10 protein-coding genes are annotated in these 12,762 nt (G+C 37.0%); 7 read left to right on the forward strand and 3 right to left on the reverse strand.

The window, feature by feature from the left end:
- Positions 1-35: 35 nt before the first annotated feature.
- Both RCC89_12405 and RCC89_12410 read right to left on the reverse strand, forming a co-directional pair.
- Entirely contained in the window at positions 36-269 is a 234-nt protein-coding gene (locus tag RCC89_12405; protein ID WMJ73959.1) for a hypothetical protein, read from the reverse strand.
- Between the two features lie 201 nt (positions 270-470).
- Positions 471-1,277 carry a histidine phosphatase family protein gene (locus tag RCC89_12410; GenBank protein ID WMJ73960.1) on the reverse strand — a complete coding sequence of 269 codons (807 nt, stop codon included), beginning with the start codon at positions 1,275-1,277 and terminating at the stop codon, positions 471-473.
- Positions 1,278-1,701: 424 nt separating this feature from the next.
- Between RCC89_12410 and RCC89_12415 the strand changes: the two genes are divergently transcribed.
- From RCC89_12415 to RCC89_12440, 6 genes are all read left to right on the forward strand, one after another.
- Positions 1,702-2,700, forward strand: a complete 999-nt coding sequence (locus RCC89_12415) for a bifunctional oligoribonuclease/PAP phosphatase NrnA (protein WMJ73961.1) — start codon at positions 1,702-1,704, stop codon at positions 2,698-2,700.
- Between the two features lie 84 nt (positions 2,701-2,784).
- Positions 2,785-4,146: a PQQ-dependent sugar dehydrogenase gene (locus RCC89_12420; protein WMJ73962.1), complete on the forward strand. Its 1,362-nt coding sequence runs from the start codon at positions 2,785-2,787 to the stop codon at positions 4,144-4,146.
- Between the two features lie 105 nt (positions 4,147-4,251).
- The gene (locus tag RCC89_12425; protein ID WMJ73963.1) at positions 4,252-5,049 is read left to right on the forward strand and encodes an SDR family oxidoreductase; all 798 of its coding nucleotides are present in this window, start codon (positions 4,252-4,254) and stop codon (positions 5,047-5,049) included.
- A 133-nt stretch (positions 5,050-5,182) separates the two neighbouring features.
- Positions 5,183-7,054 (forward strand): cellulase family glycosylhydrolase, encoded by a 1,872-nt coding sequence (locus tag RCC89_12430; protein WMJ73964.1) that lies wholly within the window; start codon positions 5,183-5,185, stop codon positions 7,052-7,054.
- 513 nt (positions 7,055-7,567) lie between these two features.
- Complete coding sequence (locus tag RCC89_12435) at positions 7,568-9,700, forward strand: PAS domain S-box protein (GenBank protein WMJ73965.1); 2,133 nt, start codon at positions 7,568-7,570, stop codon at positions 9,698-9,700.
- A 132-nt stretch (positions 9,701-9,832) separates the two neighbouring features.
- Positions 9,833-10,978: a PAS domain-containing sensor histidine kinase gene (locus tag RCC89_12440; protein WMJ73966.1), complete on the forward strand. Its 1,146-nt coding sequence runs from the start codon at positions 9,833-9,835 to the stop codon at positions 10,976-10,978.
- 110 nt (positions 10,979-11,088) lie between these two features.
- On the opposite strand, the gene RCC89_12445 is transcribed toward RCC89_12440, so the two are convergent.
- On the reverse strand, positions 11,089-11,538 hold the full coding sequence (locus RCC89_12445; protein ID WMJ73967.1) for a hypothetical protein: 450 nt from the start codon (positions 11,536-11,538) through the stop codon (positions 11,089-11,091).
- A gap of 246 nt (positions 11,539-11,784) precedes the next feature.
- On the opposite strand from RCC89_12445, the gene RCC89_12450 reads away from it, so the two are divergent.
- On the forward strand, positions 11,785-12,594 hold the full coding sequence (locus RCC89_12450) for a DUF2231 domain-containing protein (protein WMJ73968.1): 810 nt from the start codon (positions 11,785-11,787) through the stop codon (positions 12,592-12,594).
- Positions 12,595-12,762: the final 168 nt, after the last annotated feature.

Raw genomic sequence — 12,762 nt, forward strand, 5'->3', positions numbered from 1 at the left:
AAAACAAAACCAGATACAACAGCTAACGCTAATTGTTAGCAAATATATTCACCATTTGACTTATAAATTTTATTCTCTGGTATCTTTTCAAGCTTGGATTCAACATTGTCATTCCAGCATTTTACCAATCTATAAGTTTCTTCCGTAGCTTCTCCCTGAGGCATTTGAGTGTTTAGGGTTCCCAGAGCACCAATAATATCATCTTTTCCGCCTAGTAAATGTATAGTGCGAACCATCTCTTCAAATAGGTTTCTTTCCAGATCTGTCATAGCTTTTTTTTAATAGGAAACAGAAGATCTTATGGAAAGTTTAGTATTATATACTATTTATTGATAAAAAGGGAAATACAGCTTTTTGATATAGGTGATTAGTAGTTTGCTGCCTATTTGTATTTGAAACAGAGGATTGTGTCACCCTGTTTTTAGTCCTCTAGTTTGTTTTTTTCAACCCCTCACCAATAATATTAACACTCAACTGTTAATTTTGACTAAAATAGAAGTGCCAAAGTAATCGTTTCCAGTATCTTCTACGATCTGCCAACCCATCTTTTCTAACTCCTTTTTTATGTAATGGTTTAGCATGCCGTGCCCGAAAAGCATGGATTTGTGGTTTTCCTCTGCACTTTCTACTAATGTACGTGCAGCCTTGCGTGCTCTTTTTTTGGCTTGAGAATAGTTTTCAACCCCTTCTGCTGCTTTAAATCCTAATGCCCATTTAATCCTAGCTGTAGTAGTCCAATATTTAATGGGCATGCGCAACCTTGGCTTTTTGCCCTTGGCATTTAAATAGGTTTCAAACTCTCTAAAATCTCGGGACACGGTAATTTCTTTGTCAGGGCCACAAACGTAATGAGCGGTAGACAAAGCCCTGTTTAGCGGACTAGCAAAAACTTTCACCTCCTCTTGTTCTTTCAACATGAAAAAAGGTGCATCGGGTTTTATAATACAAGCAGTATCATAGCATAGCATATATTCAACGGCTTCGTCTCTAGAAAACCTTCCACTTTTGTATAAGTCCGGCTCGCCATGTCTGATCAAGGCTATTTGTTGCAGCTTATCATAATCTTCTACAACATTGTCTTCTGGTTGCACAAACCTAATCCTTCGGGCGACCTCTTTACCGTCTACATAAACATAAGAAGCTTCATCTCTGAGGCTCTTATATGTTTGCTTAACGGATTTTATATCATTAGAACTTTGGTGCTCTTGTATACTTGCAAACACAGGCCAAACAGTAATAAAGATGGAAAATAAAGCAATTATTGACATTCTACGCATAAAAAGATACTGACGATGATCAGGTTTTCTGTCTTACAAACTTATGTTGCCTTGCATTGGTTCTGTTTTTCCTTTTATTTTCTTGAAATTGACCAATCAGGCTTGGTGTCATGACTATTTACTGGAAGTGCTTTGATGAAAAACTATAGATAAGAGGAGTGGTTTTTACTTTTTGAAATTGCTAGAGTCCATGGAACGAAAAGTATGAAAAATAGCTTCACCAAATAAGCAAGTTTGTATCTTGACTCCGGCCGTATATGCTCACGGATCCATCAGGAAATCGTATATCTGCCAACGCGCACATAACATTTTCTCCAAAACTAATATGAGTGAGCCGGACAAGCATGCAGACTTGCTTTTTTGTTTTTTGAGAAAGGCTATTTCATGATTTTTGCTTACCTTCACTTTTTTTAAGCATTAAATAATGAGCGTTTACAAACATATTCTTGAAGAAATTAAGACAGCCTCACACATTGTTATCACTTCTCATAAGTCTCCAGATGGAGATTCTATTGGCAGTTCTTTAGGCCTGTTTCAATTTATAAAGAAGCTGGGCAAAACAGCCTACATTTGTCACCCTGACCCTGCGCCTACGTTTCTTGAATGGCTAGAAGACTTTGGATCCATCCTAACAATGCAATTGAACTCTGACAAGGTTAAAGGACATTTTGAAGAAGCAGATTTGATTTTTTGTCTTGATTACAACGGACCAGATAGGGTAGGGGATGAAATGCAATCGTTGTTGGAAAACGCCAAGTGTAAAAGGATAATGATTGACCACCACCTCGATCCTGTAGATTTTGTGGATATTGCCGTCTCAGATCCTACATCTTCTTCTACCGCACAGCTTGTTTATGAATTGATAGAGCAGTCTGGTTGCCTGAAACTTTTAGATGAGCAGGTGGGAATGCCATTATACCTGGGAATATTGACAGATACTGGTTCTTTTAGGTTTTCGTCTGTTAAGCCTCGTACGCATGAAGTGCTTGGAAAATTAATTCAGCATGGGGTCAGACATCATCTTGTTCATGAGCATCTCAATGACAATAATACCGCCAGCCGGTTAAGACTTCAGGGTTATGCAATTAGTGAAAAATTAGAAATTTTGGATGAGCACCAAGTGGCCATTATTTCTATGACTGCAGAAGAGCTAAAGCGTTTTAATTATGCAAAAGGTGATACAGATAACCTTGCCAATATAGCTTTATCAATTAAAGGAATAAAAGCAGCAGTATTTGTGGCAGAGAAAGATGGTAAGGTTAAATTGTCTTTCCGTTCCAAAGGAGAAGAAAACCCTGTTAATGTGCTTGCTGCTGAGCATTTTGACGGTGGTGGTCATGCCAACGCCTCTGGTGGGGTTAGCTTTTTATCTATAGACGAGACTGTTCAGAAACTTAAGTCTTTAGTTCCTTCATATTTTTGATATTCTTGTCAAGCTCCCATATAGAAAGCTATACCTGAAAATAACATTTTGCTACTTTTGTGGTAATAAGGAAAACCTTATTTCATGAAAAAACTTTTCCTTAGCTTAGCATTCACTTTTTCTTGCTTAGTACCCATTTTTAGTCAAGAAGGGTATCTTGAACTGGTTGAAAGCAATGTTCATCAACCTACAGATATAGCGCATGCAAGCGATGGTTCCGGCAGGTTGTTTGTTCTTGAAAAAGAAGGCATAGTTAAAACAATACCAGGTGCCGATGTTTTTTTAGATATTTCAGAACAAGTATTTATTGATCATACAGAAATGGGCTTGCTAGGAATAGCCTTTCATCCTGATTTTGAAAATAATAACTACTTTTATTTATATTATTCTACAAACATAGATGGAAGCCACCACTCTAGGGTTAGCCGTTTTCAAGCCGTAAATGATGGTCAATCGGGAGACCCTGAAACGGAAACTATAATACTAGAACTTGAACAACCTTTTGACAACCATAATGGTGGCGCCATGTTGTTTGGAAATGATGGTTACCTCTATATCGCTACCGGTGATGGAGGTGGTGTTGGAGATCCGGAGATGAATGCGCAGGACTTGGAGAGTTTACATGGCAAAATTTTACGAATTGATGTTGACCAAGGTGATCCATACGGAATTCCTGCAGACAACCCTTTTGTCAATGAAGGTAATGCGCTAGGTGAAGTTTATGCTTTTGGCTTACGTAATCCTTGGAAAATATCAAAAGACAGGGAAACCGGCGGAATATGGATAGCGGATGTAGGGCAAAATCACCGAGAAGAGATAAACCTACTTGCTATTGGTACTAACTATGGATGGAATTTTATGGAAGGTTCTTTGTGCTACCCTCCTGACATAGACTGCGAAGTCATAGGTACGCTTCCTGTGTTTGAATATAGTATACACGAAGAAGATGAATGTGCCATTATAGGTGGTTATGTTTACCGGGGTAGCATGAATCCGAACCTTCAGGGACATTATATTTACGGTGATTTCTGTTCAGGGAATGTATGGGCATTGCATGAAGAAACTTATGAAAATACGTTGTTGTTTTCTACAGATTTCATGATTTCTACCTTTGGGGAAGACGAAGATGGGGAACTATATCTTGGGGAGTATAATGGAGCCATACATAAGTTTACAGATGAAGTAACCTCCATTGAGGAAAGTGTCACGAAAAATAGTTTTAAAGTTTTTCCTAACCCTGCTTATCAGTCCATTAATGTTAGCTTTTCTAAAGTTATGGCAGAGGTTAAGATTGTAGACAAACTGGGGATTACTTTAAGACAATATGCTCCTGAAAGTAAAAAAATTAACATTAATGATTTATCATTAAAAACTGGTGTTTACGTGGTGCAAATGACAGATGCTTCAGGTATAATTTATACCCAAAAACTGCTTATTAGCCAATAACCTTTTAATTTATGATGATTGTCTTGGTGAGTGCTAAGCCGTAAATCTATTTTTTATTTAAAAGAAGCCTTTTATTTTTGGGCTTTATTTTAACTTCTATAGATTTTGAAAACTATACTTATTACCGGTGCCTCAACTGGCTTAGGACTTGCAATAGCAAAACACTTACATACTAAGAATTTTACAGTATACGGTACTTCCAGAAAGATTCAGCAGGAAGGCATACCATTTAAAACATTGCAAATGGATGTTACTAGCCGAGAAAGTGTCAAAAGTGCTATTGAAACTATTATAAGTGAGCAAGGAAAAATAGATGTCGTCATTAACAATGCCGGACTTGGTTTGGCTGGTCCTGTAGAGCACTTACAAGAAGAAGACATGTTAAATGTCTATAATACCAATGTATTGGGTGTTTTACGGGTTTCCCAAGAAGTTTTGCCGTATATGAGAAAGCAAAAGCAAGGGAAAATTATTAATATCAGTTCCATAGGGTCAGAGTTTGGACTACCTTATCGAGGCGGGTACAGTTCTACCAAAACAGCAGTAGACCGCTTGACCGAAGCCTTACGTATGGAAGTTAAGAAATTTGGTGTGCAGGCTTGTGTGGTGCAACCTGGTGGTATACAAACTGACATCAATGCAAACAGGGTTTTAACCCCGTTGCCTGAAGAATCCCCTTATAAAAACAGCTTTGACCGGTGTTATAAAGTTATTAATCATAGTGTTTCCAAGGGTTTAAAGCCTGAGGATTTTGGCCCTATTTTAGAAAAAATAATAATGGCTGACAAAACAAAAAGGATTTACCGGATTGGAAAGTTTAACGAAAAACTATCTGTAAAAGTAAAGAGGTTAGCCCCAGACGATGTTTTTGAAAAGATAATTTTAAACCATTACAAGATATAAGTTAAAACGGCAATAGGTCTTAATTTGCTTTAATCGTGGTTTTGCCGTGACCAGTAGTTTAACACTTGTTTTATACTAGACTTTATAAAGAAAATATTGCATATTTAGAATCTAAAAACATGAATTAGTGCCCATGAGATCTCTTAGAAAAGTTTTACTCCTGATAGTTTTTGCAATTAGTTTTCACACCCTTTCTTCACAATCTTTTGTTACACGGGAGGGTACATTGCTAAAGTATCAGGGAGAGGAAATACTCTTAAGAGGTTTTGCTTTTGGAAACCGGGTTTGGATAGGCGATCCGTTGCCAAATGAGCATCATGGAGAAGAAGATTACCAAGAGGTCAATGAAATGGGGTTAAATGCTGTCCGCTTTTATTTAAACTATTTGACTTTTGAAGATGAAGAAAACCCGTACACCTATAAAGAAGAAGGGTGGGAATGGATAGATCAAAATATCAGCTGGGCGAAAAAGCATGATGTATTTTTAATTTTAAACATTCATGTACCACAAGGAGGTTTTCAGTCCCAGTGTGAAGGTACTGCTCTTTGGGAGGAGCAGGAAAATCAAGAACGTTTAGTAGCATTATGGAAAGCCATTGCAGAAAGGTATAAAGACGAAACGCAAATTGCTGGATATGATATTTTAAACGAACCAACACCAACAGAATCGGTAGAGCAGTGGAGCCTTTTAGCCCAAGAAATTATAGATAACATTCGTTCGGTAGATGATAATCACTTGATCATTGCTGAGCGGGCCATTGCCATAGATTGCGACTATGGGTATAATGACGGAAACCATAACTATCCAGACATTACAGAAGATAACCTGATGTATACCGTCCACTTTTATGACCCTCATGAATATACACACCAAATGCAAGAGTGGGCCAACACCGGCGATGGTGGAACTTATCCAGACGAAAATGAAATTACAGAGCCTTCTGATATTACTTATGCTACAGGTAATTATTCTAACCCTTCATTGCCCGAAGGCGATACAGAATGGACGTATTTTGAGGGCTCCCCTTTTAAAATAGAAGGTGATTCCTTAATCATGGGAAGAGTAGTTTTTATAGGAAACAACTTAGAATCAGGCACTGCATACTATGACGACATTCGTCTAATAGAAACTGATGAAAATGGTGAAGAAATTCGTGAAATACACAATTCTGACATTTCTTCTACCCCTTCTATATGGTTTTGGTCAGAAGAAAACGATGGAGAACAAAGCATGGTGGCTGGAAGACAGTCTGGAAATGCTATAAGGTTGTCAGGTACATCTGGAAAATCTTCTGTAACAGTAGCAAGCTTATCTTTTCAGGTAGAAGAAGGTAAATACTATAAAATTAGTGGCTGGATGAAAGGCGAAGAGATACCTGCTGAAGCTTTTGCTATTATAACAACAGAGTTTCAATACTCTCCATCTGGACAAGGTTTGTCTTTTAGAAATTACGATTACTTGAAGGAGAGGATTCTAGAGTACAGCAAGTATATAAGAGACCAAGGCTTCCCTGTTTATTATGGGGAGTTTGGAGTTGTCCGAGCAGCATTTGAAGATGATAAAGGTGGTGAACGCTGGGTAAGAGATGTAGTCGAAATATTTGATGAGTTAGGGTTTCATTATACCTATCATGTATGGCGTGAAGGAGGGTTTGGTTATTACGATGGTTGGGATGGACATGTAGACCGTTCTACACGAAACGATGCATTGAAGGAAATTTTTATTGATTCCTCTACAAGAGTGTTATATGTAGAAGAGAAAGAAATAGAAGAAGGAGCCCTAAAAGTATTTCCCAACCCTTATAAAGATGACCTGAACTTATACAATACTGGTAGTGAAGCGCTTTCTGTTACACTTATTGATAATAAAGGGGAGCAGCTTTGGGAAGAAAGTTTGCTCCCAAACGAACAAAAAAGTTTTAATAAGAACATCCCTCAGGGAATATATATAATTAAAGTCTTATACCCTTCAGGGAACTATAGTACCAAAGTGGTAAAAAATTAGTTTTACCATGTTTGTTTCTTTAAAAATAATAGGATTACCCATTTAAGTCTCTAGTAATAAGATTTTATTTCTACGATAAAAATGCTTTAAACTGCCTTTCTTAAATGGCGGTATGTGCCATTGTTAGAAAATAAGGCGGCCATTGATGAAATTGCGCCTGCCTGTCGGCAGACAGGTTAAAACTTTATAAGCATGGAGCGCCCAAAAAATTTGCTGTTTGAGCCCGACGCAAGGAGGGTGAGTTCCATCCCGATAGCTATCGGAATAGCGTAATGGTTTATAAAGTTTAGCAAATTTCATCACAGGCCCTGCCGGCGAGGCAAAAAGTAACTAAACGAGCCCAAGTAAGCTAATAACACATAAGATATCTAAATGGGTAACCCTATAAAAATAAATAGACCTTGATAGATCATTAGATAAGTTTATCTATAGCATGTTTTAGATGAAAAAATCAGAAATGAGTAACCTATAGTCTTTTTAATAGTTATTCACTATAAAAAAGAAGGGGTTTTCATGTCAGATAGACATAAAGTTGTAGCTGCTAATAATATTAGAATAATAGGTAAAAGCCTATGCCTTTTAGTCATTGCTATTGGGACATTGGTGTTTTTGGGCTGGATCAGCAACAGCGACCGCCTGATTAGAGGCATATCAGACTCACCACTTACTGATCCTGTTACAGCCTTGTTATTCATACTGTCTGGGGTAGCATTGTGGTTAGTTAGAAACAAACGATACCCTATTAAATATAGGAACATTTCTCAATTAATGGGAGGCGTGATTGCCCTTGTTGGGCTAACTAAATTGGGCTCTATTGTTCTCGACTATGAATTGGTGTTTAGTCGGTTCATCATGGGCAACCGTTTAATAGACGCTTCCGAAAATGGGCTTGTCCAAATGGCACCCAATACGGCATTGAATTTTATTTTGTCTGGTTTGGCTATTGTTCTTATTGACAGTACACGTGGTCAAAGGGAAAGAACTATTTCTGAAATATTTTGTATAGCAGTTTCTTTGATGTCACTGTTAAACCTTTACGGTTATGTGTATGGTGTAGACTTTTTAATAGGTCTTGCAGCCTATATTCCAATGTCATTTCCTGGTGCCATTAGCTTTCTTGCCCTTTCTTTTTCCGTATTGTTTTTACGGCCACATAAAGGATCTATGGCATTACTTATAGGGGAAAACCCTTTTGAAGTATTTGTACTTCGCATTTTAGCTTTCATCCTACCTTTACTGTTTGGATGGTTTGTAGTTTGGTCTGTTAATCATGGGATTCTTACCAATGAGATGGGTACAGCCGTATTTGCAGTTTTGTCTTACTCTATTGCTATTTTTTTGTTAGGCAGAAAATCGCTTATCCAATACCGCCTAAGAAATGTTAGAAAAAAAGCCATGCAGCAAATCAAAAAAGATGCGCTAAGACTGCATTCTATCATGAACAATAGCGGAGCAGTTATCTTTATAAGAGACTTGAAAGGCAGGTATATGACTGTAAACCGCCAGTATGAAATGCTTTATGATGTTAAAAAAGATAATATAATAGGAAAGCATATTACGGAAGTATTTCCAAAAGAAATGGCAGCAATAGGTTTACAGGAAGATGAAGAAGTGATTGAAACCGGGAGATCTGTCACCTCTGAAGAGGAAGTAAATGTTGGGGATTATACTTACACATTCTTAAACAATAAATTTCCATTAACCGACCATACAGGTCAAATATATGCGGTATGTGGAATTTCTACGGATATTTCAAAAAATAAAGAATATGAAGCCGAACTTTCTCAGAAGGAGCAAAGATTAAAAGCCATTATTGAAAATATTGGAGAAGGCATTGTAGTGGCCGAGCACGATGGCCGGTTTTCTGTTTATAACAGTAAAGCTAAAGAAATACTAGGAGCTACGGCGGATAATATTCCACCAGAGCAATGGTCAGAGCATTATAAAGTGTATTATCCAGATGGAAGAAAGTTGTTCCCTTCTAAACTGCTTCCTTTAAACAGAGCCTTGAAAGGCGAAACAACACATGAAGTAGAATTGCTTATAAAAAATCCAGATTTTCCTGAAGGAAAAAAGATAAGCATTACGGGTACCCCGATTAATTATGACTCTGAAAAACCTTCTGCAGTGGTAGTTTTTAGGGACGTAACTCAGCGTAGAAAACTCCAAAAAGCAATTGAAGACAAAGAAAAGCACCTGAGAGCCATAATTTCTACTGTACAGGAAGGTATTGTTGTGAGTGACAATCACGGAAATTTAATTTTGATGAATGAAGCAGCAAAAGAGATTTTAGGGGAAGGGATAGAAACCAAGGGCTCGGAACATTGGACAGAAGATTATGAGATTTATTATCCAGATGGAGAGACTCCATACCCAAAAGAAAACCTCCCACTTTCAAGGGCATTACAAGGGTATGTTACTGAAAGTACAGAAGTAGTAATAAAACCGAAAGGGGAAGTCAATGGCAGGCGTATTTTTATTTCTGGAAAACCCGTAACAGACGATGAAGGGAAGATTACTGCTGGCGTGTTTGACTTCAGGGATATTACCAATTGCGGCATTTCCCCATATATTGGACAGCGTTTACCTGAAAAACGCGAACCCAAAAAAGGATTACAAAGAAAAAGAAATCCAAAAAAAGACTAGTTCCTTTTATAGTGAATACCTTTTATAGGTGTTGCTAAAATTGAACAATTAGTTTATAAATAAGTTAAGGAATAACATTTTATTCCTGCAACCATTTAAATGTTGCGCTAAGTTATTTAAATAAGTGCTTTTATGGACGACACTATATTTCATCAAGACCACCTGAATATTGATACCAACCAATTTTTTAAGTTTATAAACGAAAACTCTCAGACTACATGTATTTTGATCATGGATGCACAGGGAGTCATTTTAGATTCTAACTTGGGTTTTCAAAAAAATTTCGGCTACGCACCAAATGATTTGAGAGGAAAACATCTTAAAGAAACATTTCTGGAAAAAGACAGATTAAAAAAACTTCCAGAAATAGAGCTGGAGGAGGCTTTGCTAAAAGGACATGCATCAGACAATAATTACCTCCTTCACAAAGATGGTTCTAAAATTTTTGTTCATGGAGAGTCGATTAGCGTTAAGGACAACCAACAAAATTCTTATATCATTAAAATACTTTATGATATCAATCAGCAAAAGCTGCTTGAAAAACATTTGAAAGAGTCTCAGCAAATACTTTTGGAGAAACTTGATGAACTACAACGGCTTAATGAAGAGCTAGATACTTTTGTGTATGCCGCTTCCCATGACTTAAAAGCTCCAATTAGTAATATAGAAGCTTTAATTCAGACCTTACAAGAAGATTTAAGTGAGGAAAGCAAAAAAGCAACTGAAGATATTATGGGAATGGTAGACATTTCGCTCCAAAAACTTCGAAATACAGTAATAGAATTAGCAAGCACAGCCAAAGCAAAAATTAAAACGAAGGCCGACTATGGTAAAAGTAACTTTCAGAAGATCTTCGACGAGGTCAAAATAAGTTTGCTTAAGCAAATTCAAGAGTCTCATGCAACACTAAATGTAGATTTTTCAAAAGCTCCAGATATTTATTACTCAGGAAAGAACTTGAGGAGCATTATATTCAATTTGCTTTCCAATGCGATCAAATATCGACATCCACAAAGAAACCCTAATATTAATATATCATCTGAAAAAGAAGGGGACTACATTGTTTTAAAAATTTCGGACAATGGGTTGGGGATTAAAAAAGAAGATCAAGAAAAGGTTTTTGAGATTTATTCAAGAATATATACCCACGTAGAGGGAAGTGGTGTAGGGATGGCCATTGTTGCTAAAATGGTTAGGTCTGCTGGTGGTAAAATAGAGATTGATAGCCGGATAGATAAAGGTACGGAATTCAGGGTGTATATTCCTCAAGGTAAATAGTTAGGGTGAATTTCAAAAACAAAAACTTTGCTTTTGAAATACTAAAATTGAACAAGAGCTCTTTGGCGCACTTGAAGCAGCCAAAAAGCTCTTTTAATGCTATTGATTACCTATTCTTCAATTTTCCAACCAGTAAAAACCTCTTCAAAAACTTCATCCTCTTCATTGGTAAGAATTAGCCAGTAGTTTAGTTTTTTTGTTTCCAAATCAAACCTTCCGTGTGTATCTGGATCATTTGAACTAAGTGATCTTCCTTCAATAAGAATGCCATCAATTTCTTGTGGTTCAATCGTTAAAAAGTATTCATCATCTTCTGTGCGTGTTACTTTGGCATTAAAAGATGATGCATCTGTTTCGTTATAAGGTACAATCTTAATTTCGTCATCTTTTACTTTCAACACCTCAATCATGTCATTGTTAGTAATAACACCTTCAGCAGACAGGTTCCCTTCATAAACGCCTACCAAGTTTAAGGTTTTGTCAGCAGCAATTGAATCCAAAAATGCATTGCAACCGGTAAGTAGGAGGTAAGGTAAAAGAAGAAGTAAATGTTTTTTCATAGTTAAATTGTTTCAAATAAAATAAAGGCGAATATAGCTAAATAACCTTTTATTTTAACTAAAAAAATAAGATTTATCTTAGAATTTACTTACTTGGCATGATATAATGTTTATTAGATGCCCATTATTTAAGAGACTGCAAGTAAATTGGGGTACTGAACTGCAGTCAATCTAAAGTCTCAAGAAAAATGTTTTAATTACAAAAACCCTTCTGACTGATATGGGTTATATGGAAAAAACTATGATATGAGAAGCAAGGCAAATTTTAAAACACACCCTATTCACCCAATGTTGGTAGTCTTTCCTTTAGGATTACTGTTTACTGCGTTCATTTTTGATTTATTGGCAGTGCTTAGCGGGAATTCCACTTTTTGGCAAACGGGAAGTCATTTAAATATAGCAGGTATAATAGGTGGTTTGCTGGCTGCGGTGCCTGGTATTATAGATTATTATTATACGATTCCTCCTGACAGTTCAGCCAAAACCAGAGGCACAAACCATGCACGGGTAAACACCTCTGCAATATTAATCTTTGTACTGGTATATATACTTCGTGGTGAGCTGGGAGGTATTACCCCTTTTATAATCTTAGGGCTTGAAGTTGTAGCGCTTGGATTGTTGACTGTTGGTGGTTGGATGGGAGGAACATTGGTTTACCGTAACCAAATTGGTGTAGACCATAGGTTTGCGGGAGCAGGAAAATGGAAAGAGGAGTCTGTTGACCCGGAAGCAAAGGAAAAGCCGCTTGCTAAAGAAGACGAGCTTGAAATGAATCAAATGAAGCTGTTGCATTTAAATGGAAAAAGAATAGTTTTGGCCAAAACACAGGCAGGCTATGTAGCTTATGATGATCGGTGTTCTCACAAAGGAGGATCTTTGGCTGGAGGTTCTGTCGTTTGTAATACCGTGCAATGTCCGTGGCATGGCTCCCAATTTGATGTGCATACTGGGGAGGTCAAAGAAGGGCCTGCTAAAGAAAAGATCAAAACTTATAAAGTCACTATTAAAAATGGCAGGGTTATGCTGGGTCAACCAATTGACTTAGGTCATAAATAGTTAAACCTAAAATATGCATTAGAAGCTTCTATTGCGTGGCAAAGTGACCTCAAATCAGATTCTTTTGCCCCTCATAATAAAATCTAATGCATAATCCAGGTTAAAACTCCCTTAAATTGTACATTTGAACTAACGATTTTGCTAAACTAGTAAATAGCGGCAAATTAA

It is taken from the genome of Cytophagaceae bacterium ABcell3, assembly GCA_030913385.1.
In the GTDB taxonomy this organism is placed as follows: domain Bacteria; phylum Bacteroidota; class Bacteroidia; order Cytophagales; family Cytophagaceae; genus ABcell3.

Bases quoted from the DNA above. Each gene is read 5' to 3' on its own strand.
- RCC89_12405 (WMJ73959.1), bottom strand. From the start codon at position 269: ATGACAGATCTGGAAAGAAACCTATTTGAAGAGATGGTTCGCACTATA.
- RCC89_12410 (WMJ73960.1), bottom strand. From the start codon at position 1,277: ATGCGTAGAATGTCAATAATTGCTTTATTTTCCATCTTTATTACTGTT.
- RCC89_12415 (WMJ73961.1), top strand. From the start codon at position 1,702: ATGAGCGTTTACAAACATATTCTTGAAGAAATTAAGACAGCCTCACAC.
- RCC89_12420 (WMJ73962.1), top strand. From the start codon at position 2,785: ATGAAAAAACTTTTCCTTAGCTTAGCATTCACTTTTTCTTGCTTAGTA.
- RCC89_12430 (WMJ73964.1), top strand. From the start codon at position 5,183: ATGAGATCTCTTAGAAAAGTTTTACTCCTGATAGTTTTTGCAATTAGT.
- RCC89_12435 (WMJ73965.1), top strand. From the start codon at position 7,568: ATGTCAGATAGACATAAAGTTGTAGCTGCTAATAATATTAGAATAATA.
- RCC89_12440 (WMJ73966.1), top strand. From the start codon at position 9,833: ATGGACGACACTATATTTCATCAAGACCACCTGAATATTGATACCAAC.
- RCC89_12445 (WMJ73967.1), bottom strand. From the start codon at position 11,538: ATGAAAAAACATTTACTTCTTCTTTTACCTTACCTCCTACTTACCGGT.
- RCC89_12450 (WMJ73968.1), top strand. From the start codon at position 11,785: ATGAGAAGCAAGGCAAATTTTAAAACACACCCTATTCACCCAATGTTG.